The sequence below is a fragment of the Flavobacterium anhuiense genome (assembly GCF_001705175.1).
GTDB classification, from domain to species: Bacteria; Bacteroidota; Bacteroidia; order Flavobacteriales; family Flavobacteriaceae; genus Flavobacterium; species Flavobacterium anhuiense.
In genome coordinates this window covers 3,043,598-3,066,222 of the sequence record NZ_CP016907.1, presented here as the reverse complement: position 1 = coordinate 3,066,222, position 22,625 = coordinate 3,043,598, and the positions used below count along the sequence as shown (strand labels likewise).

At 33.9% G+C, this 22,625-nt stretch carries 17 protein-coding genes; 8 read left to right on the top strand and 9 right to left on the bottom strand.

Features of this window, described 5'->3' with window-relative positions:
* Nucleotides 1–9 precede the first annotated feature (9 nt).
* The 4 genes from BB050_RS13515 to BB050_RS13500 form a co-directional block, all read right to left on the bottom strand.
* On the bottom strand, nt 10–1,458 hold the full coding sequence (locus BB050_RS13515; RefSeq protein WP_066033892.1) for a RagB/SusD family nutrient uptake outer membrane protein: 1,449 nt from the start codon (nt 1,456–1,458) through the stop codon (nt 10–12).
* A gap of 10 nt (nt 1,459–1,468) precedes the next feature.
* Nucleotides 1,469–4,792, bottom strand: coding sequence for a SusC/RagA family TonB-linked outer membrane protein (locus BB050_RS13510; protein ID WP_066033891.1), 3,324 nt, complete (start codon nt 4,790–4,792; stop codon nt 1,469–1,471).
* Nucleotides 4,793–4,965: 173 nt separating this feature from the next.
* Entirely contained in the window at nt 4,966–6,114 is a 1,149-nt protein-coding gene (locus tag BB050_RS13505; RefSeq protein WP_066033890.1) for a FecR family protein, read from the bottom strand.
* Nucleotides 6,115–6,270: 156 nt separating this feature from the next.
* Complete coding sequence (locus BB050_RS13500; protein WP_066033889.1) at nt 6,271–6,864, bottom strand: RNA polymerase sigma factor; 594 nt, start codon at nt 6,862–6,864, stop codon at nt 6,271–6,273.
* Nucleotides 6,865–7,312: 448 nt separating this feature from the next.
* Here BB050_RS13500 and BB050_RS13495 point away from each other — a divergent pair, with 448 nt between their 5' ends.
* Nucleotides 7,313–7,714 carry a DUF4345 domain-containing protein gene (locus BB050_RS13495; protein WP_066033888.1) on the top strand — a complete coding sequence of 134 codons (402 nt, stop codon included), beginning with the start codon at nt 7,313–7,315 and terminating at the stop codon, nt 7,712–7,714.
* A gap of 49 nt (nt 7,715–7,763) precedes the next feature.
* Here the strand turns inward: BB050_RS13495 and BB050_RS13490 are convergent, their stop codons facing one another.
* Nucleotides 7,764–8,339 (bottom strand): Crp/Fnr family transcriptional regulator, encoded by a 576-nt coding sequence (locus BB050_RS13490; protein WP_066033887.1) that lies wholly within the window; start codon nt 8,337–8,339, stop codon nt 7,764–7,766.
* 165 nt (nt 8,340–8,504) lie between these two features.
* Between BB050_RS13490 and pdxR the strand changes: the two genes are divergently transcribed.
* Nucleotides 8,505–9,917 (top strand): MocR-like pyridoxine biosynthesis transcription factor PdxR, encoded by a 1,413-nt coding sequence (gene pdxR, locus BB050_RS13485; protein WP_066033886.1) that lies wholly within the window; start codon nt 8,505–8,507, stop codon nt 9,915–9,917.
* An 89-nt stretch (nt 9,918–10,006) separates the two neighbouring features.
* On the opposite strand, the gene BB050_RS13480 is transcribed toward pdxR, so the two are convergent.
* A complete protein-coding gene (locus BB050_RS13480) occupies nt 10,007–10,270 on the bottom strand; it encodes a DUF2024 family protein (protein ID WP_008468331.1) in 264 nt (87 codons plus the stop codon).
* A 159-nt stretch (nt 10,271–10,429) separates the two neighbouring features.
* Here BB050_RS13480 and BB050_RS13475 point away from each other — a divergent pair, with 159 nt between their 5' ends.
* Entirely contained in the window at nt 10,430–11,161 is a 732-nt protein-coding gene (locus BB050_RS13475; protein WP_066033885.1) for a YggS family pyridoxal phosphate-dependent enzyme, read from the top strand.
* Nucleotides 11,162–11,191: 30 nt separating this feature from the next.
* Nucleotides 11,192–11,905 (top strand): AAA family ATPase, encoded by a 714-nt coding sequence (locus BB050_RS13470; RefSeq protein ID WP_066033884.1) that lies wholly within the window; start codon nt 11,192–11,194, stop codon nt 11,903–11,905.
* Nucleotides 11,906–12,257: 352 nt separating this feature from the next.
* Here BB050_RS13470 and BB050_RS13465 read toward each other — a convergent pair whose 3' ends face one another.
* A complete protein-coding gene (locus BB050_RS13465; protein ID WP_066033883.1) occupies nt 12,258–13,700 on the bottom strand; it encodes a glycosyltransferase family 2 protein in 1,443 nt (480 codons plus the stop codon).
* Between the two features lie 532 nt (nt 13,701–14,232).
* On the opposite strand from BB050_RS13465, the gene BB050_RS13460 reads away from it, so the two are divergent.
* Together BB050_RS13460 and BB050_RS13455 are read left to right on the top strand one after the other, a co-directional pair.
* Nucleotides 14,233–14,679, top strand: a complete 447-nt coding sequence (locus tag BB050_RS13460; protein WP_066033882.1) for a response regulator — start codon at nt 14,233–14,235, stop codon at nt 14,677–14,679.
* Nucleotides 14,680–14,691: 12 nt separating this feature from the next.
* A complete protein-coding gene (locus tag BB050_RS13455; RefSeq protein WP_066033881.1) occupies nt 14,692–18,711 on the top strand; it encodes a PAS domain S-box protein in 4,020 nt (1,339 codons plus the stop codon).
* Nucleotides 18,712–18,823: 112 nt separating this feature from the next.
* Here the strand turns inward: BB050_RS13455 and BB050_RS13450 are convergent, their stop codons facing one another.
* Complete coding sequence (locus BB050_RS13450) at nt 18,824–19,240, bottom strand: lipocalin family protein (RefSeq protein ID WP_008468325.1); 417 nt, start codon at nt 19,238–19,240, stop codon at nt 18,824–18,826.
* Nucleotides 19,241–19,353: 113 nt separating this feature from the next.
* Complete coding sequence (locus tag BB050_RS13445) at nt 19,354–20,292, bottom strand: hypothetical protein (protein WP_066033880.1); 939 nt, start codon at nt 20,290–20,292, stop codon at nt 19,354–19,356.
* A 378-nt stretch (nt 20,293–20,670) separates the two neighbouring features.
* On the opposite strand from BB050_RS13445, the gene BB050_RS13440 reads away from it, so the two are divergent.
* Nucleotides 20,671–20,859 (top strand): hypothetical protein, encoded by a 189-nt coding sequence (locus BB050_RS13440; RefSeq protein ID WP_066033879.1) that lies wholly within the window; start codon nt 20,671–20,673, stop codon nt 20,857–20,859.
* Nucleotides 20,860–20,912: 53 nt separating this feature from the next.
* Nucleotides 20,913–22,622 carry a tetratricopeptide repeat-containing sensor histidine kinase gene (locus tag BB050_RS13435; RefSeq protein ID WP_066033878.1) on the top strand — a complete coding sequence of 570 codons (1,710 nt, stop codon included), beginning with the start codon at nt 20,913–20,915 and terminating at the stop codon, nt 22,620–22,622.
* Nucleotides 22,623–22,625: the final 3 nt, after the last annotated feature.

Below are 22,625 nucleotides of genomic sequence, written 5' to 3'. Positions count from 1 at the left end.
TTACTTTTTTTAGTTTTGAAAATTAACTTCACTTTCTGGCAATGGCACCACATATTTAACTGCATTCATGGTAACATTTCCTGAAGATGCACTACCATTTGGAATTGCAGTAGAATTGATTCTTTTGTAGTAGAAGAACAATTGTCCTTCGCCAATAAATTCTTTTCTATACTCTTTTGTAATTTCTGTAGCTAAAACTGCAGTAGCTGCTAAATTGGTCAAACCTCTATTAAATCGAAGCGTGTTTAAAAAAGCAATACCATCTGCTGGAACTGGCGCTGTTTCTGCTGCAATAAGATACAGTTCTGAAAGTTTAAACATCGGAATCTGAAAACGGAAAAGTTTCGTTTTGTCTGTTACATCTTCATATTTAAAAAATGTCTTCTGGGTTTTTCCTCCCGAAATTGGAATTTTCCAGCTTGGCAAACTTCTATAATCGTTATCATTAGATTCAAAAACAGCATTTATTCTACTTAACATTGGAGCATAAATATTAAAATCATCTAAACTTGAATCAAAAAGTGCTTTTTGCTCGATATACAAAGTCTGATCGCTAAGAGCAAAGAAGTTTTCTGAAGAAAAAATACGATCTGGATTAGAAGTATTAGTAGCTTCTAAGAATGGAGTCCAAGTAATAACAGGTTGTCCTTTTACAAAATTGATAACTTCTGTTGCCACAGCATAAGCTCCCGTTTTATCTCCAGCGTATAGAAGAACTCTGGCTTTTAAACATTTTACAGCTAAAATATTCATTCTTTGTCCGCGATTTACAGAATAATACGGATTAGAATCAAATTCAGTAGAACCAATATATCTTCCTGTAGTCAATATGGGATCTTTTGCTAAAAGTACAATTGCAGCATCTAAATCGGCTATGATTTTGGCAATAACATCTTGAGCTGGCAAAAGCGGTTTATTTACAGTTACGGCAGCATCATAATAAGGTATTGATGGATCTGCTGGCGCTACTTTGTAAATTGGCCCGTACATTCTTAACATGTCAAAATGTATCATTGCACGAATGGCGATTGCTTCTCCTTTTAAAATAGCTGCTTTTTCGGCTGAAATAACTTCAGGGTGTTCCTCAATACTCTCTAAAAATTTATTTGCAGACAAAACGGTTGTAAATGCACTTTGCCAAATTCCAGCAAAAGTATTTTTAGAAAGCGATTCTTCATACGAATACGTCGATATTTTGTTTTTAACATGTGATCCAGACATATTATACTGCTGCCCTAAAATCTCCACTGCATCCATAGTTAGCTGTCTGCCGTAAAGATTGTTTGTCGCAAGCTGAAGATAAAGTCCGTTATGTACATTCTGCACACCTGCTTCCGAGCTGTAAGCCTGATCTTCTAAAATTTTATCTTGTGGTGCAACATCCAAAAAATCACTGCAGCTTACCACAGTAAAAGATGTAAGCAAAAGGAAGGTAATTTTATATAAATACTTGTTCATAATCTCTTTATTAAAATGATAAATTAAGACTCAAAGAATATATTCTTGAGAAAGGATAATCAATACCACGTTCTGCTTTAATTGTTGAAACTCTGAAGAATTCGTTTGCCAAAGCATTAAATCCTAATGCGGTCAGACCCGCTCTTTTTAACCAAGCTCTATCTGTAACACGGTAGCCTAAACGAATAGATTCTCCAGAGATATAATCGTCTTTTTGTATAAAACGTGATGAAATTGGCGTATTATTGGTTAAGCCAATTGCTTTAAATTGTGCCATTTGACCCAGAGTTGTCCAACGGTCTGTGAAAGCTCGCACATCTTGATTATCAAAAATATTGTCTCTTGATATATTTTCTACTTTGTTGTACAAGGCAGAGTTAAATCTTTCTGCCCCAAAGCTGTAACGTACAAACAATCCGAAACTAAATCCTTTGTAATTTAAGTTTGTAGAAACCACTCCTGTAGCCGTTTCTCTAGAATTTCCCATTACAACTTCATCTTTTTTATCTAAATCAAAAGTAGTCTGGCCATTTTTCTTTAAGAAAACTTCTCTACCTGTTGCAGGATCAATTCCTAATGAAGGCACAGCCCAAAGATCATTGCTGCTTGCTCCATCATAATATCTCGTTAAACTGGTTGTTTTTTGCGCTTCAGAGTTTAGAGAAGATAATGCATTACCAAAACCTCCTAATTCATTGTCTCCAGTAGTTCCCATTAATCCAATTCCCCAAACAAAATTTCGGCTTAAATCGTAGATGAAATTGTAGTTCATTTTTAACTCCAAGCCTTGTGTAGTTAAATATCCCACATTTAAGGGATAACCATTAAGTCCTGTTGAAGCGGCAAGATCAATAGCTACAATCTGAGGAGACGTTTTACGTTTGTACGCACCCAAAGTCATCGTTAATCTGTTTCTAAACATAGCCAGATCCAATCCTAAAGACAAATCTTTGGTTCTTTGCGCCTCTAAATTTGGGTTTGCAATTTGAGAAACCCCCAATCCTGCCCCAAAAACGTTTGTATTTGCATTATAAGCATATACATCATAAGAAGCAAAACCAACCAAATTCTGGTTTCCGGTCTGACCAATATTGGCGCGTATTTTAAAAATATTGACAATATCTTGGTTCATTTTAAACTCATTGTTCAAATTCCATCCAAAACCAATCCCCCAATAGGGCGAGTATTTTTTGTTTGTTCCGAAGTTTGTTGCTCCAGAAATGGTCTGAGTAAAATCGAATAAAAATCTGCGGTCATAAGCGTAGTTAATCTGATTGGTTAAATCGACGCTTCTTATCAATTCGGTAAAAACAATTGGTTTTCCATTTGGTTCATATCCAAAAGCAAACGCAGGATTTCCGCCAACGCCAAGAGGAAACCCTCTTAAAGTTGTTGTGTACGAGTTGTTTTTTGTTTCTAAAGCCTGAGCTCGTATGGTATAGTTGAAAGAGTGGACACTTTTAAAAACATTAGAATAAGTTGCGCCAAGATTTGCATTCCACTTATCTGTAATAGCTTCGTAACTGCTGTACGATCCTTTTTCTGTTGAAATATTATTTACAAAGCGTGTATCGTCTGGAGAAACAAAAACCGTATTGTGGCTATCTAATCTCGAAACAGACAAAGCTCCAGTTGCTTTAATATGCGGGGTTATATCGTAATTGATCGCAAAGTTATTGGTAAAATCAAAATTTTTTCCTTTATCAAAACTTCCTAAAAATACATTGTAAAGCGGATTTGCAGGATGGTTTACAATAGTTTGCAAACTCGTTAAAGGCAATGAACTTCCGTCCATATAACGTGTTATGATTCCGTTCTCGTTATATTTTGGATAATATGGACTTGCTTTTGCCCAAATTTCAAATGAACCATATGGAGATTCCTGATTCGTTCCTCCAGATACAAAAAACTGGTTGTTAAGACTTAATTTGTTTTTTCTGTAAGTTAAAGTCGTGTTGTAGCCCCAAGTATCATGCTCAGAACCTTTCATTGTTCCAGTAAGCGTTTTGTAATTTCCAGCAATATTAAATCTAAATTCATCAGAACCTCCGCCAAAATTCAAACTGTGGCCAGAAGTAATCCCCATCTGAATTGGCTCGTTTAACCAATATGTATTTACACCACTACGCACTGCTGCAAGACGTCTGTTATATTCTTTATCCCAAGTTAATGGCGTTGTTTCAGTAGTTCCATCCTTAACAATAAATGCTCCAGAAAGTCTTTCAAACTCCAGTTTTTGCTCGGCATTCATTAAATGATAAACACTTAAATCTGCTAATTCGTAAGATGAATTATACACATAATTAAACTGCAATTTTCCAGGTATTGGTTTGTTTGTTTCAATAACCACAACACCATTTGCAGAACGAGAACCGTACAATGCAGTCGAAGCCGCATCTTTTAATAAAGTGATGCTCGCAATTCTATTAATATCTAAATCGACAACCTGCTGTAATGTGGTTGGAAATCCGTCCAAAATAAATAGAGGCTGATTCGGATCGTCTCTAAACTGACTATCAACCTGATTTGCCGTTAAACTCGTCTGCCCTCTCACCTCTATCGTTGGCAAGATATTTGGGTTTGAACCCGCAATATTATTATTTACAACAATAAAAGACGGATCTAATGATTTTAAAGCCTGAACCGCATTTTGCGTAGACACCTGTCTTAATTCCTCACCTTTAAAAATAGTTACAGCACCAGTTATCAATTCTTTTTTACGAACAGTAACCCCTGTATTTACAACAACTCCTTCAAGCTCTTTTCGTTCTTCCTGAAGTTTTACATTAATTATTTTTCTGTTATTAACCTCAATAACTTGCGCACGATGTCCGATATAGGTAAAGAGAATTTGTCCATCATCTGGAGCTGTAATGGTATATTTACCATCAAAATCGGTTTGGGTAGCAACACCCGTGCCTTTTACTTTGATATTTACTCCTGGAATAGGCTCTCCCTTATCATTGGTAACAGTTCCTTTAATTTCAATAAATTTGGATTCTGGAGCTACAACTTTTTCGGCTGCTTTTTTCTCTTTTACAATAATCGTATTTCCAGCAGAAAAACTAAAATCAAAATCCTTATTGGAAAAACTGGCTTCCAATAAATCATTCACTTTAATTTTTCCCTTTTTTAAATGTACTTTAGGTAATTTTTTAAATAAATCTTCCTGATAAATAAAAGTATAGTTGGTCTGTTTTTTAATAATGTCAAAAACTTCGTCAACAGATACTGTTTTATCAGCTGTAATTACAACTTTCGTGTTTTGTGAAAATAGATTTACGGGAGAAAAACCAAAAATTGTAGTACAAAACAAGAAGATAAAAGTTCTCATAATGTTAATAATTAGCCGCTTTCTAAAATAGAAATAGGCACTGGTTAATTTAAATTTCATAAATTTACATGTTAATTGGTGGTTGGTTAATAAAACTGACTTACTGGTTGATACACAGAAAGGGATAAAGCGCAGTACGGTGAGAGGTCTAAACTTTAATCCCTTTTTCTTTTTTATTTGATTATAATTTTATTGTCTTTCTTTTCATAGGCATTAATAAAATTGATATTCTTGATCGTGGTTAATATGTCTTCTAATTTCTGATTCTTATTTAAAACACCATTAAACTTGACATTGCCAAGCGCTGGATCTGCAAATACAATATCAACATCGTACCATCTTGACAATACTCTCGCAATATCTTTTAAAGGCATTCCTTTGAATACAAACAATCCTTTTCTCCAAGAAATCTCATTGTAGACATCGACTTCAGAAACACTTATATTTCCATTGTATTCTGTTATTTTAGATTGTTGGCTTGGAGTCAGAATTTGCTTTTTGGCGGCATTGCTTACAGCAACAACTCCTTGTACCAAGGTGGTATAAATTGCAGGTTCATCTCTATAAGCCTTAATATTAAATTCTGTTCCGATAACCTCAACATTCTGTTCTTGAGTTTTAACTTTAAATCTTGAACCCTTATGTTTGGTACTTGGCGAAACTTCAAAATATGCTTCTCCATAAACCAATTCAACTTGTCTGGTCTGGCCGTCAACAAAAGCAACTGGGTATTTTAATTGCGATTCAGAATTCAGCCAGACTTTAGTACTGTCTGCCAGCTGCACAAAAAATTGCCCGCCTCTTGGAATCGTTAAAAGGTTATTGGCAATTGCGGCAGATTTTCCGTTTGAATTGTAAATTAATTTTTCTCCATTGCTAGAAGCATTTCCTTTGCTGTATGATTTTCCTTTTTCTAATTCGATAACAGAACCGTCTTCAAGAGTCAGAGTGGCTTTATCGCTTCCAATTAAAATTTCTTTGTGCGCCACTTGTGGCGTTTCAATCTTAAGCGGATTTGTTTTATTTATTATTAATGAAATTGAAATCAGCAATAATAATGATGCCGCCATGGCAATCAATTTGAAAGATGTTTTGGTATAAAATGGCTGAATTGATATGATTTTAGAATCTTCAGATTGAATGGCGTTTTGAAGACGTGTTCTCATTTTAAGTTCAAGTTCTTCCTTAGAGCCCAAAGTTTCGTCCCAATCCTTATCGGTTTGGAAACTTTCGTAATAATTCAATAATTTATTATTCTCCTCGAGATTGGTATCACCGGAAAGATATCTATTTAATAACAGTAAGAAATCCTCTTTTTTCATTTTTTATTGTATTATTTCGGGAGTATATGAGATAAGTAACCAAAAAGGAATATACCCCCTAGTCCAAATTGCTTTTTTTTGATTTTTTTTGAAAAAGAATTAAAAAAGAAGAAAAACCACACACCATCAACCCAAATCACTGCATTTTTAATTCCGCTAAAAGATATTTTTTGAGAGCCACAAAATCATCGCCATACTCATGCTTTCGCCCATCGAAGAACGAATGGTGTGCAATGCTTTGGTAATGTGGTTTTCGACTGTTTTTGTAGAAATATTAAGCCGTTCGGCAATTTCTTTATGACTCAACTGTTCTTCACGACTTAGTTTATATACAGCTTGACATTTTTCAGGAAGTCCTGCAATGATTAAATTCAACTGTTGCACCAGTTCGTCGTGCATTAACTGTGTTTCTGGAGTTGTAGACAAGAAACGTTTTTCTAAATCATCAAAAAGTTCTACATGAACTTTGTCTTTATTTTTTCTCAGATGATTAAAAACCTGATATCTCGCGCAGGCGTACATATATCCTTTTAGCGAAATATGAATTTCGATTTTTTCACGATTGTGCCAGATATTCATAAAAATATCCTGAATAATATCTTCACACAATTCTTTGTCTTTAATGACATTATAAGCCGACATAAAAAGTGCCAGCCAAAATGTATTGTACAATTCTGTCAATGCCGATTCATCGCCGTCGCGAAGACGATCGATTAAAATCTGATCCTGATTTAAGATAGAATTTGGCAATGATGGAAGTTTATGGAGATTGAATAATTCGCAACAAACTTAATAAATTCCGTTAATAATCCTAATTTGTTCTTAGTCTCAGAGAATTGCGTTTCTGATAAATCTTAATTTTAACAGCAGATTTAGTTTAAAGAAATTCTAATTTCACCAACAAAATCAGCTTGTTTTTTAAACATAAATAAAATTCACAATTAAAATAAAATGAATTTTCTAAAATCTCCAAAACAACTTCTTTTTACGTTAAAATTGTATTTTTATTAAATTTCAAAAAAATGACGTAGCCAATTTCTTTAAATCTAAAATTGAGTTTTTCAGGCTTCCTTTTTTTAACTCAAAATTTCTTAAATAAAAAATTGCTCTTCTTATTTTCTTATCTTAAGTCAAGGTCTTAACTTTTTCATAGCCATTACTTTTGAGAATTATTAACCTAAAACTCAAAATACATTTTATGAAATCATCAATCTATCTTAAAATTTTACTTTTTATTGTCGGACTTATTGGTTTTTCGATTGGGATCGCGCTTTTATTTTTTCCGATAACTTTTGAAGCTTCGGCAGGTATTTATCTTAACGAAAATGATTTTAGTCTGTTGAGCGAAATCCGTTCTTCGGGCGGAACGCTGATTGCATTTGGAATTGTAATTGTTACGGGAGCATTCAAATCTTCATTTACAAAAATTTCTCTGCAAACAGCAATTTTACTGTATTTCGCTTACGGATTTTCTCGCTTATATGCTACAATTGTTGATGGAGTTCCAAGTCCAACAATTCTAAATGCGGCGATATCCGAAATTGTAATCGGAATTATTTGCACTGGATTTTATTTTAAATCTAAAAACGAACTCGGGTAAACAGATTCGCGATAGCTACTTGTAATAAGTTTTAGCTATAAAAACAAACTCATTTCTGAACTATCCTTTTTCTAATTCTGCTCAATGATTCGGGCGTAATACTTAAGTAACTGGCAATATGAACGAGCGGTATTCGATTTAAAAAATTAGGATTCGATTTCATGAATATCAGATAACGTTCTTCTGGATTGTAATTGTTTAGCAAAGCAATATACCGTTCTGCTTTTCTATAATCTGAAACCATGATCAACGAAGTTATATGCTCCAATATTGGGCTTTTTAACTGCATTTCTAATTCTTTTTCTCGAGTGCCACTCACTAAAATGGTGTCTTCAAGACATTGGATGTTAAATTCAGAAGGTTTTCCGTCTAAGTAGCTGGAATAGATCACTAAAGGCATTTCTTCTATAAAAAAGCCCGAGGTCTTTTCGACTCCATCAATCATTTTGAATTGTCTTAAACAGCCTTTTAAAACCAAATAACATTTATCGCTAATCTGGCCTTCTGTAACTACAAAATCGCCTTTTTTAAAAAATTCGATTGTTGTGTTTTCAATAATTAGATCAATATCTGAAGGCTTAAACCTATTGAATTGTCCTAAAAATTTCCGAAGCAGATCGTTCATTGTTACAGTTTTAAATTTTCATTTTTAAAAATAACAAAAGCTATTTAATGTACTGAATTTGAGGCTCATTTTTTTCGCCACTTTACTATTAAAAAAACTCTAATGATAATTATTGTATTTTTGGACTAGCAAAATATATTTATTTACCCAACAAAAACAGTCCAGATGCTTCGACCGTGGCCACTAGAAATTCAGCTTGATAAAAAATCAGACAAAGCCATTTACCTGCAAATTGCCGATGCTGTAATAGATGCCATAAAAACTGGAAAATTGGTAAGTGGTAATGCATTACCAGGAAGCAGACAACTCGCCGAATTATTGAAAGTAAACCGAAACACAGTTGTAGAAGCTTTAGATGTTTTAATTGCCGAAGGCTGGCTCGTGACAATCGACCGAAAGGGAACTTTTGTAACGCAGTCACTTCCGCAAATCAATCATGATGCAGAAAACAAAAAAGACCAAAAAATTAAAATAGAGGAATCCAAAAGTTTTTTAGTTTTTGATGACGGACTTCCCGATAGCCGGCTTGCACCAATGAATGATCTGGCAAGAGCGTATCGCGAATTGTTTAGCCGAAAATCGCGCTGGCAAATTATGGGTTACAGCAGCGAATTGGGAAATTTGGAGTTTAGAAAATCGATTGCTCAAATGCTGAATTTTAAACGTGGTATGAGTATTTCTTACGATCAAATCTGCATTACGCGCGGAAGCCAGATGGCGATGTATCTTGCCTCGCATTGCATTTTAAAATCAGGCGATTTTGTTTTGGTCGAAAATCCGGGGTACAAACCTGCTTGGGAAGCTTTTGAAAATGCAGGCGCAACATTACTTCCCGTAAATGTAAACTCGGACGGATTGGATATCGATCAAGTCGAAAAATATCTTGAAAAACATTCAGGCATAAAAGCAATTTATGTTACACCTCATCATCAATTTCCGACCACGGTAACGCTTTCTTTAAAAAAGAGATTAAAACTGATTGAACTTTCTAATCAATATAATTTTACAATTATTGAAGACGATTACGATAATGAATTTCATTTTGGACAGCGTCCAATACTTCCGATTTCCAGTTATTCGGTTTTGAAAAACTATATTTACATTGGCACTTTCAGCAAAATTGTTGCTCCTGCGCTTCGTATTGGATATCTGGCGAGTTCTCATGAAAACATTCAGAAAATCGGAAACCATAGAAAAATAATAGATGTTCAGGGCGATAATATTATGGAAGAGGCGATTTTGAACCTCATCAATGAAGGGAAAATAAAGCGTCATCTCAAAAAAGCCAATTTGGTTTACAAAAACAAAAGAGATTATTTTGAAAGTCTGCTAAATCAATATCTGAAAGATAAAATCACCTTTACAAAACCTGAAGGCGGGCTTGCATTTTGGATTGTTCCAAAAGAAGAAATTGATGTTCTTGAAGTTTTTGAAAAGCTAAAATCGCAAGGCATTCAGATTATGAGCCCAAACCGATTTAGTTTTGATGAGACTATCAAAGGTTTTCGTCTAGGATATGCTTCACTCTCAGAAAAACAAATGGAGGAAGGAATAAGCGTACTTTCAAAATTGCTATAAAAAGCCCTTCGACTTCGCTCAGGGTGACATGAAGATTGTCTGGCTGAGCGGAGTCGAAGCCTTTCTAGTTATCAGTCTTGCAAATTAATTTAATTGCAATTCTCCATTTCAATAATAGAAAACCCATTTGCCCGAATCTGATTTTCAACTTCAATCGGCGCTTTATCAATGTGACAGAAACGGCATTCTTTAGAAGATAAAGTCTGTCCTTCTTGCGCTACACTTTTTAGATATTTTTTACCGTATTCATATACCTGTTCTGCATCATTAACATTTTCATCTACCAAAATATCAAAGTGCATAATTTTTCCGTCTTTGCGGGTTACATAAGTATCCCAAACTGCTATTTTCATCTTTTTATTTTTAAGGTTATAAGCTACTAAGTCGCTAAGGGACTAAGTTTTATGATGCAAATTTACGTTCCATTTAAAAGTTGAAAATCATCCAGTTTTTTCATTTTTTGAAATATACTGGTCCATCAGAACTTTGCTGTTTTGGCATAGTTTTGCAATATGGAAAACGAAATTATTTTTAATTTAATTAAAGTGCACCAGCGTATCGAAAATGCCTGCAAAATTGCCGGCAGAAACCCTGCTGATGTTCAGCTTTTATTGGCAACTAAAACGGTTCCAGCAGAAAAAATACGTATTGCAATTGAAGCTGGAGAAACTTTAATGGGGGAAAACAAAATGCAGGAATTGCGCGATAAAAATTATGTTTTGAAAAATCTTCCAGTTGAACGTCATTTTATTGGACATCTTCAAACCAATAAAATAAAAGATGTTCTTAAATACGTGACTTGCATTCAATCTCTAGATCGAATAAATCTGGCTGATGAATTGCACAAACAACTTCAAAACCAAAACAGAAAATTAGATGTTTTTGTGCAAGTCAATACCTCTTACGAAGAAAGCAAATTTGGTCTAGCTCCAGAAGAAGTTTTGTCTTTCATTAAAAAAATAAAAACTTACGATACATTAAATATAAAAGGTCTCATGACTATTGGTTTGCTTGATGTTGAAAAAGAAAAAATGATTCCGTCACTCCGGCTTTTAAGAACTATTCGCGATGAAATTTATTCGGAAGGAATTGACGATTTGCAAAATCTAAAACTCTCGATGGGAATGTCTCAGGATTTGGAACTTGCTATCGCGGAAGGTTCGAATATGGTTCGAATTGGCACTTCGATATTCGGAAACCGCTTTTTAGGAAAAGAAATCTGGAACGAAAACATTGCAGAATAAAACTTAATTTTGAAGCAAATAAATGAGCAGATGAACCTGAATGATCTTACTGTAATTGATACTGAAAAAATTGCTTTAGACGATTTGTTTTTTAGTGATGAGAATAAAGCTGCTTTGCTTCAGATTATCAAAGAGCATCAATATATTGAGGAATTAAAAAAGTACAATCTTAAAGTCGATAATAAAATTTTATTGCACGGAAGTTCTGGCTGTGGTAAAACGACAACGGCAAAAGCAATTGCCAATACGTTAGGAAAAAACATTATTATTGTAAACCTCAGCACTGTTGTTGATTCTAGAATTGGTGAGACTTCTAAGAATTTAAAAGCCATTTTTGATAAAGCCATTAGAGAAAGAGCGGTTTTATTTTTAGATGAATTTGACCAGATCGGAAAAAGCCGAGACAGCGATGATAAAGACGTAGGCGAAATGAGGCGTTTGGTCAATACCATTATTCAGCTTTTTGATTATTTCCCTTCTGATAGTTTATTGATTTGCGCTACCAATCATTATGAGATAATTGACAGTGCTTTATTGAGAAGGTTTCAGCTTCGTCTGAAATATGAAATGCCTTTAGAAAAACAGCTGAATGTTTATTATGATAAAATTTTAAGCAGTTTTCCAAAACATTTTCAAAACATCGAAAGACGTTATGCCATTTCGTATGCTGAGGCTTTAGATTATATTAATACTAATATGAAAAAGCAGATTATTGCTGCTTTGGATTCAAATAAAAACATATAAAATTCGACACAATTTCACGTTTCATTATTTGTTCCGTAGGAACATTTCATCGCTAGAATTAGATTGACATCATTGTTTTACGTTCCGTAGGAACGTTTGATTGTCATGCATTTTTTTACCAACTAGACGTTCCTAGCTGAATGTGGTTCACTGGTTACCTTTTTTTACCGATCAAACGTTCCTATGGAACGTGTAACCACAATCCACATTTTAATTCTACCGATGAAATGTTCCTAGCGGAACGTGGGTTGTAATGGTTATCTTTTTTTTAAATCAAAAAACCCGCTGCGAATGCTCACAACGGGTAATTCTCTTGGGTGGAGTTTTATAATAGAATGAAAGTGTACTTGTTTTATAAGCCTCTTGTCAACCAGCCTTTTTTGTTTGCTGTTGCAATAGCATAAGGCCCGATCCAGAATAAACTGAAAGTGTAAAAAACACTATATGAATATGCCCAGAATGATTCTGAAAGCGTGTATCTTTTTGCATAAAATACCATAGAAAATGTTGAAAACATTAAAATGGCTACCAATGTTGAACTTAAAAATAATACTGGGTGAACCGCAATAAAGTAAAACATAAATAATATAAAAGGATACGTCATTGCAATTTTAAAAAACTGGTTTAAGAATAGCATTCTCGCGCCAAATTTTGATCCTTTTCTAAAATCTGTAAAAACATATTTTGCCATCATTAGGTTTTCACGAACGTTGCTTCTTGCCCATCTTATGAACATTTTATACAGACCTTTGTATTCTTCAGGAACATTCGTCAATACAACGGCATTTCTTTGAAATTTAACTTCAAAACCTTGTTTCAAAATCATATTAGTCAAAGCACGGTCTTCTCCAATATCTGAAGGTTCGCCCATAAAAGTTTGGTTGATCCATTCTGGGAGACAGTTGAAAACGGCATCTCTTCTATACGCTGCCAAAGCTCCCGGCGTACATAACACAGATCCCAACTCGCTTTCTGCAGAACGCTGAAATTCAAAACTCATTACGAAACTTACATTTAGCATTTTTGGCAAAATTGCTTTTTTGTTATTCAAAACCTGAACATTTCCTGCAACTGCACCGCATTTTTTGTTTACTACAAACGGACTCACCAAGTTTCTTAAAGTATCTTTTTTTACAATAGAATCGCTGTCTACGGTAACAAATATTTCTCCTGTTCCTAATTTAAATCCTCTGTATAATGCCTGACGTTTCCCTTGATTTTTTGGCTGCTGGAAAATTGTAACGCGATCTCCCAATTTTGCTTTTGCTTCTTGCATCCAGTACCAAGTATCATCTTTACTTCCATCATCAATTGCTAAAAGCTGCAATTTTTCTGCTGGATAATCGCTGTCTGCAAGACTTAATAGAGTATCCCAAACTAATTTTCCTTCGTTATATGCCGGAACGATAATCGTACAGGTTGGCAATAAATCATCTGATACAGACGGAATTGCTTTATATCTTAAATACAAGTAAGAGCTGTACAAGAAAACTCCTGCTTGATAGAAAAACAAAATGGTAGTGATCACTAAAAATGGCAATCCCCAAGTCGAAGCAATTCTTTCAAAATGAAATTGCTCAAAATCGTCTTGTAAAAGAAATACTGAAACTAATCCAGCAATTAATAATAAAAATGTTGCAACGAGAACCGCTAATCCAAAAGGGCTCGTTGGACGTTCTACATGCACTTTTGTTCTTTCGTTGGTTCTGAAAAAAGAACCGTTTAATGTTTTTTCGCTGATTGCTGAACTGCCGTTCGCATAAAATTGTTCTGAGATAATTGTTTCGCTTTTCATGCTTATACTCCTTTTTTAATTTCCTTAATTTGGCTTTTAGTAAAATCTTTTCTTTTCTCATTTATTGATGGCTCTTATTCGAGAAATAATAAAAAAACAAACTCATCAAAGATTTTGACATAAACACTTTTTACAAGTGACGTGCCAATACGATTTTAAACTGATAAAGAGCTATTTAGAAAAAGAAGTCCGAAAAAGAGTGTATAATTATTTCACACTTTTTGGATACGGTACACACTAAAATTGGAAAATTATGAATACAGGAAGTGAGATTTCAAAGGGTTTCTCTGCGATTTTGCTATTCGTATTTAGAAAGAAACGAAATCTCAAAACTATTTTTTCTCGCGAAAAATTAATAAGAATTAATAAAACGCCATTTTAAAAATAAAATTGTTTGAGAGAAAAAAAATAGATTCTAAAACAGCTTTTTTTAGGTCTTTGAAAAACATTCTTCATAAAAAATCAGGAAATCTTATCGAAAAAAGTTAAATTTATCCGAACAAACTTAACCCTAAATTAAGGAGACTACAAAATGAGTAAGGAGCATTACCATCTTTTACTGGCTGACGATGACGAAGACGACTGCCTTTTCTTTAAAGAAGCTCTCGATGAAATAGCTGTCAGCAATGATCTTTTAATGGTTCACGATGGCGTACAATTAATGGATTATTTAAAAAATAATATTGTAAATCTTCCAGAAGTTGTTTTTTTGGATCTTAATATGCCCCGAAAAAATGGCTTGGAATGTTTGGATGAAATAAAAAATGACGAAAAACTAAAAAATCTGCCCATCATTATTTTCTCTACTTCACTGGATAGTGAGATAGTAAATAGACTATATCAACAAGGTGCTTCTTATTATATCAGGAAACCTGGAGAATTTTCTAAACTGAAATCTGTTATAAATAAAGCCCTTACCATTGCATCTGAAAACAATTTCACACAGCCTGAAAGAGCTAATTTCATACTGCAACCCTAACTCTCTTTGGAAATGAGCCATAAAAAAAAGGAACATTATTTCCTTTCCGAAGGAGGAGAAATGGGAGAATTAATTCGTTCCGCAAATTGGAGCCAAACTCCTTTGGGTGATCCCGAAAAATGGCCTCAGAGCCTTAAAACCATGACTGCGATGATGTTAGGCAATCCGTTTGGAATGTACATTGCTTGGGGGAAAAATTATACTCAATTATATAATGATGCTTTTCGTCCTATTCTTGGCGCTTCAAAACATCCGGATGCGTTGGGCGGAAGCTCTAAAGATACATTTGCCGAAATCTGGGACACCATTGGTCCTATGTTTGCCAATGTTATGCAGGGACAAGCGGTAAGTTTTCCTGATTTTAAAGTTTCCCTTCATCGAAATGGCTATACAGAAGATTGTTATTTTGATTTTTCGTATAGTCCCATAAAAATAGAAGACGGTTCTATTGGCGGAATCTTGGTTACCGTTATCGAAACTACCGAAAAGAAAATTGTTGCAGATGCTTTACAGGAAAGTAATGCACGATTTATCAATAATATTATGCAGGCTCCTGTCGCAATGTGCATTTTTAGAGGTAAAAATCATATAGTTGAAATCGCCAACGAGCAAATGCTGCAGCTTTGGGGCACAAAAGCAGAAAATGTAATTAATAAACCTATTTTTGAAGTTCTGCCAGGATTAAAAAAACAAGGCTTTGATGAAATTCTTCATAACGTTTTTACAGACGGAAAAAAAATTACCACAGACGAATTATTTGTCCAATTAAATCGAAACGGACAAACTGAGAACACTTATATCAATTTTGTTTACGAAGCCTTAAGAGAAACCGACGGAACTATTTCTGGTGTAGCAGCAATTGCTACAGAAGTTACAGCTCAAGTTTTGGCTCGTACGAAAATAGAAGAAAGCGAGCAAAAAATAAGGCAGCTGGTTGAAAATACCCCTTTTCCGATTGCGGTTTATGTAGGCGAGGAAATGCGCATTGAACTGGCAAATGACTCCATCATTAAAGTTTGGGGAAAAGGTCCCGATGTAATTGGAAAAACATACACCGAAATTCTTCCTGAATTAAAAGATGAGCCCATTTTTAAACAAGTCGAAATGGTGTATAAAACAGGAATACCTTTTCATTCCAAAAATTCAAAAATTAATCTTATTGTAGACAACGTTGTAAAAACTTCTTATTTTGATTACAGCTTTACGCCACTTTATGACAATTATGGAAATGTATATGGCGTAATGAATACCGGGGTTGAAATAACTGATTTATATTTAGCCAAACAAAAAATAGAGGAAAGCGACAAGCGTTTCCGCGACACTGTAAGGCAAGCTCCTGTTGGCATTACGATTCTTCGCGGCTCAGAATATGTAGTCGAAATGGCAAACGAAGCTTATCTCAAACTTGTTGATCGAGAGGAAGAAACTTTTGTCGGAAGACCACTGTACGATTCTTTACCAGAAGTAAAAGAAACCGTTAGCACTTTATTAGACAGTGTTTTAAATACAGGAATTCCGTATCACGGAATTGAAGTTCCTGTGCCTTTAAACCGATATGGAAAAGTAGAAACTTCTTATTTTGATTTTCTTTACCATCCATTAAAAGAAGAAAATGGGAACATTTCTGGAATTTTAGTAACAGCTACTGAAGTCACTGAAAAAGTAGAAGCTAGAAAAAAAATTGAATTAAATGAGGAACGTCTCAAAATTGTAGTAGAAGCCAGCGAATTGGGGACATGGGAATTGAATGTTAAAACCAGAATACCTTCTTATTCGCAAAGATATCTTGAAATTCTTGGAGGTTACACGGAAGAAGTGGCATTAACTCACGAAGAATTATTAGCCCATCTTCATCCTGATGATTTACACATTAGAAATAAAGGCTTTAAGGAAGCTTTAAGTACAGGTTTCTTAAATTATGAAGTCCGTGTAATTTGGAAAGACCAATCAATACACTGGATTGAAGGAAAAGGAAAAGTTTTTTATGATGAAAACCATGATCCTGAAAAACTCATTGGAACAATTCGAGATATTACAGAAGAAAAAAAATACCAGCAGAAAATTGAAGAAAGCGAAAAGAAACTTCGCAATCTTATTATGCAGTCGCCCGTTCCAAAAGCCATTTTACGAGGAAATGATTTTGTAATCGAAATGGCCAATTTTGTGCTTTTGAATAATATCTGGAAAAAAGAAGAAACTGAAGTTCAAGGAAAAAAGATACTAGAAATATTTCCAGAGCTGAAAAAACAAAAATATGCTGATTTATTAAAGAAAGTTTACGAATCTGGAAATGTATATTCGGAATCAGAATCATTATTATTTTTTGAAAATGAAAAAAGCGGCAACCCATTTTATGTCGATTTTGAATTTGCACCGCTCCGCGAAAGTGATAATTCGATTTCTGGAATTAGAATGACGCTTATTGATGTTACGGAGAAAGTTGAAGCGAGAAAGAAAATCGAAGAAAGCGAGAAGAGATTCCGACTGCTTACCGAAAGTATTCCGCAATTAATCTGGGAAACCGATGCCGATGGAAATGCCCTTTTCACTTCGGGAAGATGGCTTGAATATACTGGCATTGAACCAGGAGTTGAAGGATCATGGCAGAAAATGATTCATCCAGATGATTTTGATGAAAATATAAAAATTTGGCAGCATGCGCTTGCAACGGGAGAAATGTACCGCTGTGATGTAAGAATGCGAAGAAAAGATGGTTCGTACAGATGGCATACTGTTATTGGCGAACCAGTTTTTGGACCTGACAATAAAATTGTGAAATGGGTGGGAGCCTTTACCGATATTCATACCGAAAAAGCTTTTACGCATGAACTTGAACAGCAGGTTACGGCCAGAACAAGAGAATTAATCCAAATTAACGAGTCGCTTCGAAAAAGTGAAGAACGTTACCATTTAATGGTTGAAGAAGTTCAAGAATATTCAATTCTCTACTTGAATCCAAATGGCATTGTGGAGAATTGGAATGTTGGAGCTGAAAAGATTAAAGGCTACAAGGCAGAGGAAATTATCGGAAAATATTTTGCTGTTTTTTATACCAATGAAGATCAGAAGAATAAATTGCCCGAGAAACTTTTGGAGTTGGCTCGCGAAAAAGGAAAAGTAATTCATGAAGGCTGGCGTACGCGTAAAGACGGAAGTTTATTCTGGGCAAGCGTAGTTATTACAGCTGTGCATAATAAAAAAGGTGACGTTATCGGTTTTTCAAAAGTTACGCATGACTTAACCGAAAAGAAAAAAGCCGATGATAAATTAAAAATGAATGCACTTGAACTAGAGCAGAAAAATAATGAGCTGGAAGAAATGAACAAAGAACTCCAGTCCTTTGCTTATATCTCAAGTCATGATTTACAGGAACCGCTCAGAAAAATACAGACTTTTGCGTCTCAGATTATTGAAAAAGAAGCCGAACATTTAACAGAAAACGGAAAAGATAAATTCAAAAGAATGCAGAACGCAGCACAGCGAATGCAGACCTTAATTAATGATTTATTGGCTTATTCAAGAACAAATGCCCAAGAACGTATTTTCATAAAAACAGATCTTGCCCAAATTATAAATGAAGTAAAGGAAGATTTAACCGAAGAACTAGAGCAAAAAAGTGCCGTAATTGAAATTGAACACAGCGTTGAAGTTAATATCATTCCGTTTCAGTTCAAGCAGTTGTTATATAACCTCATCAGTAATTCATTAAAATTTTCAAATCCTGATATTCCAATTGTAATAAAAATTAAAAGCAAAATTGCATTAGGAAAAGATTTAGAAAATGAAAAACTGATTCCCGCTAAAAAATATTGTCACATTGAAGTTTCAGATAACGGTATTGGTTTTGAAGCTCAGTACAACAAAAAAATATTCGAAGTTTTCCAGCGCCTTCATGGAAGAGACCGATACAACGGAACTGGAATAGGATTAGCTATTGTAAAAAAAATTATTGAAAACCACAACGGAATTATCACGGCTTCGGGCATTCAAAATAAAGGAGCTTCTTTTGACATTTATATTCCTGTAGAATAAGATTTTTTAAATTCTAAATTCCAAATTTTCAATTCATAAAAAAAACGGAAACTGCAAGTAAGCGGTTTCCGTTTCCATTTCAAAGGAAATTGAAATTATCTCAAAACAAATTTTATCTAGTATAAACAGTAATTATACCTGTTGTTTTGTCTTTAATTTTTAACTCTTTGTTGGTAAGATTCATGATATCGCTAGTAGAACTTACATTTCCAACAGTAATAGTCAAATCATTATGAGATCTTACATAAGTACCAGTAGTTTCTGTTAAAGCACAATTACTTCCATCATAATCTCCAATAACTGCAGCATTACTTAATTTTAACTCTAAATAATCTCCAGGGCATCCACTTTGGTTTTGTGGAGCATCTACTAAAACTTCTTGACCGTTAACAATTGTTCCTGTTTTGCTTAGATTATACTTCCCTTGAATAGGAACTATTGTTTCTCCTTCATTATCGTCGTTACTACAAGAGGTTACGAACATTCCCGCGCTTAAGGCTAATACGAATAATATTTTTCTGCTTTTCATGATTTGTTTGTTTTTTATTAATTTAATTCAATAATGCTAAATTAAAAGTATATACTTACAAAAAATTTCATGATTCTGCGAATATTTTACATAAATCGCATTTTCGCTAGATTTTACTTTTTCACATATTTATTCAAAATATATCTAGTTACAGGTCTTAAAGGACTATTATTCTCGGGATGTCTTCCATGTCCATTGAAGAAATCTATTCCATTTGCCGTTTTGCCATACCAGACAATTGCTTCTCCATTTGTATTAAAAAATGGTGTTGTATCGCATACTTTTATTTTTTTTAAGTCAAAAACAGTTTTGTCAAAAGGTTCTACAACATTAAAACTTCCCAGACCATTTACTTCCAAATCACAGCTTACTTTTTCGTAGTGATCATTTGACCATTGCATGCATTGTTTTTGAAAGAAAGCAAAATAAATCATTATCGCCAATCCAGCAGAGAAAGCTGTAACTACTGCATATATTATCATCCTAGATTTTGTTGGTTTTCCTGTCGCAACAAAAGTTGCAATAGGGATTGGTGCTATTTCAGATTCTAGAGATTGAGTTTGCTCTACTTCTTCGATTTTTGGATTATCGTCGTCTTCTATTTTATCAATAAAAGTATTAATCGAAGTTTCTTTCTTAGGTAGTGTAGTGTCTCTTAACTCTTCTATTAATTTTCTTTCTTCTTCACTATGTTGTTTCCTGTACTCATTAAAAGGTCTTGGTTGAAGATCAACCAATATTGCTGCCAATTGAATGGTATCTTCAGCAGGATTCTCTGTTTTACCTAAAAAAAATCTCTTAACCGCTTCTAATTTGTTCAGTTCATCTTCTCCAAATAAATTTTTCTTGTTCCTATCAAATGGAAAATCAAAAAAAGATTTAAAGGCAATTAAGTCATCTTGGTTATTATTTGTATCAAATCTTTTGACGCACAAATTTCTAAGATTTGCTGCTGTAGGAGAATTTAAATTATTTGAATATTCTCCATTTTTTTCCTCTTCATACTTTGCTTTAATAGCATTTTTATAATCTTCAAAAGTAATGGTTTGCATAGGCATTTGGACTTTTTAAAACTTTTCTAAAGTACTTTCCTCGACTTTTTATGACTTTCTGGAACTTATCCCGACTTTAAGAAAATATATTCGACTTTCCTGACTTTACGCTCCTTACAGCCCTAAACCCAACATAACTTTGCCTCAACAAAATTAGTTATCGCTTTGATCTGCAGGTCAAAAGCAAATGTACAAAACTAGTTCATGTACCAAGTGTGGAAAACCGTAAGACGGATTTTATCCGGGAAGTATAGATGAAAATCTTACGGTTCTACGCACTTCACTTCCCAAACAAATTTGGCATTGTTGTCATTAAAAAACAATCAGGAAAAACTCCAGACAGCAATCCTCATGTCTAATTTTTAATCCATAAAAAAAATGAAAACTTTATATTTATTGGGAGCGTGCGCGCTGTTGTCAACTACATTATTTTCTTGTACTGCTGATGAATTTGAAACAGAAAGTAAAAAAACTGAGGTAAAAAAAACAACTCAAGAGCAAGATATGCAGGCTACTGGACCAGACGATGATCCGATCACAGTTCCGCCACCACCAAAAAAACCATAATTTAAAGACTTGTAGTTTGTAATAAATTACTACTTTAGGGGAAAGTAACTTTTATGCTACGATCCCCTTTTTTTTGTTTGCTAATTGTTCTATTTTTCTTTTCATGCAAAGAAAAAACAGTTGTATCGCCTAAGTCTGATCTGACTCGAGATGAAGGTTACAGACTTAGGGATGAAGGCATTCTAAATTTTCAAAACAAAAACTACAATAATGCTTTTTACAATTTCAATAAATCGAAAATAATATTTGAAGGCTCTAAAGATAGTTCCAATATTGTCTACAATCTTATTCAGATGGCGGCTATCCAGCAAATAAATGGAGATTTTTACGGCAGTAAAGAAACTTTGACAGAAGCCCTACCCTATATTAAAAAGAAAGATGTATATAGCGCTTCGATTAATAATTTCTTCGGAATTGCTGACAAAGAGCTTTCTTTGTATGAAGATGCTATAACATATTACAATCAGGCTTTAAAAGATTCTGAAAATGAAACTTTAAAGCAATCTCCTTTAAACAACATTGCTGTTATCTACATTGAGCAAAAAAAATATGACAAGGCAATTCAAATTTTAGAACCTATACTTGCGAAAGATATTTTTCCTAAAGATGAGTACATTATAAAAAAAGCTCGAATTTTAGACAATTTGGGATTTGCTTATTCAAAAAAGGGAATGCCGGAAAAAGGACTTCCACTTATGACAGAAGGATTACAATTACGTAATCAGATTAATGATTTGTATGGAAGTATTGGCAGTAATTTACATTTGGCTGAATATTATACAGTGACCGATCAAAAAAAATCAAATCAGTTTGCACTTGAAGCCTACAAAACAGCTACAAAACTTCGCAGTATTGATGAACGTTTAAAAGCATTATCTTTTTTGATATCTAATGATTCTGAAACTCAAAATAAAGGATATGCAAAAAAATTTCTGCTCCTAAACGACAGCATCATTACAATTCGAAATAATTTTAAAAACAAGTTCGCTAAAATTAAATACGATTCCAAAAAAGAAAAAGACGAAAATCAGAAACTTAAATTAGAGAAAGCTGAGAATTTGCTTGCGCTTCAGAAAGCTAAATATCAAAAGATATTTTTCATAATAGGCATTTCATCTCTTTTTCTACTATTGCTTTATTTGAGAAAGTTTTATCAGAATCGAAATCGAATTGAGAAAATAAAAACAGCATACAGTACAGAAACCCGAATTGCAAAAGACATTCATGACGGTCTGGCAAATGATGTTTTTCATGCTATTACTTACACGCAAACTCAGCCTTTAACCAACGAAAGCAATAAAGAAAACTTACTCCAGAAACTTGATGACATTTACTCACGCGTTCGTGGAATTTCTAGAGAAAACAATGATATAGATACGGGTTCAAATTTTCCGAACAATTTAAAAGCAATGCTTTCTACTTATAATAGCAGTCAGACTAACGTTATCATAAATGGTGTTGAAAAAATAAATTGGGATTCGGTTGATGATTTAAAGAAGATTGCCATTCAGCGAGTTTTACACGAATTAATGGTCAATATGAAAAAACATAGTGAAGCTCCTGTCGTGTCTATAAAGTTCAATACGGACTCAAATTCTCTGCTTATTGATTACAGTGACAACGGAAAAGGCTGCGAAAAATCAAAAATTATAAAAAATGGTCTTCAAAATATGGAAATCCGTATTCTGGCTGTAAAAGGAACTATTACTTTTGAAACTGAACCGAATAAAGGTTTTAAAGTAAAAATAACAATGCCTAAATAAGAG

Coding starts and splice junctions, on each gene's coding strand:
- BB050_RS13515 (WP_066033892.1), bottom strand. CDS start 1,458: ATGAACAAGTATTTATATAAAATTACCTTCCTTTTGCTTACATCTTTT.
- BB050_RS13450 (WP_008468325.1), bottom strand. CDS start 19,240: ATGAAAAGCAGAAAAATATTATTCGTATTAGCCTTAAGCGCGGGAATG.
- BB050_RS13505 (WP_066033890.1), bottom strand. CDS start 6,114: ATGAAAAAAGAGGATTTCTTACTGTTATTAAATAGATATCTTTCCGGT.
- BB050_RS13440 (WP_066033879.1), top strand. CDS start 20,671: ATGAAAACTTTATATTTATTGGGAGCGTGCGCGCTGTTGTCAACTACA.
- BB050_RS13495 (WP_066033888.1), top strand. CDS start 7,313: ATGAAATCATCAATCTATCTTAAAATTTTACTTTTTATTGTCGGACTT.
- BB050_RS13490 (WP_066033887.1), bottom strand. CDS start 8,339: ATGAACGATCTGCTTCGGAAATTTTTAGGACAATTCAATAGGTTTAAG.
- pdxR (WP_066033886.1), top strand. CDS start 8,505: ATGCTTCGACCGTGGCCACTAGAAATTCAGCTTGATAAAAAATCAGAC.
- BB050_RS13510 (WP_066033891.1), bottom strand. CDS start 4,792: ATGAGAACTTTTATCTTCTTGTTTTGTACTACAATTTTTGGTTTTTCT.
- BB050_RS13460 (WP_066033882.1), top strand. CDS start 14,233: ATGAGTAAGGAGCATTACCATCTTTTACTGGCTGACGATGACGAAGAC.
- BB050_RS13445 (WP_066033880.1), bottom strand. CDS start 20,292: ATGCAAACCATTACTTTTGAAGATTATAAAAATGCTATTAAAGCAAAG.
- BB050_RS13470 (WP_066033884.1), top strand. CDS start 11,192: ATGAACCTGAATGATCTTACTGTAATTGATACTGAAAAAATTGCTTTA.
- BB050_RS13475 (WP_066033885.1), top strand. CDS start 10,430: ATGGAAAACGAAATTATTTTTAATTTAATTAAAGTGCACCAGCGTATC.
- BB050_RS13455 (WP_066033881.1), top strand. CDS start 14,692: ATGAGCCATAAAAAAAAGGAACATTATTTCCTTTCCGAAGGAGGAGAA.
- BB050_RS13480 (WP_008468331.1), bottom strand. CDS start 10,270: ATGAAAATAGCAGTTTGGGATACTTATGTAACCCGCAAAGACGGAAAA.
- BB050_RS13465 (WP_066033883.1), bottom strand. CDS start 13,700: ATGAAAAGCGAAACAATTATCTCAGAACAATTTTATGCGAACGGCAGT.
- BB050_RS13435 (WP_066033878.1), top strand. CDS start 20,913: ATGCTACGATCCCCTTTTTTTTGTTTGCTAATTGTTCTATTTTTCTTT.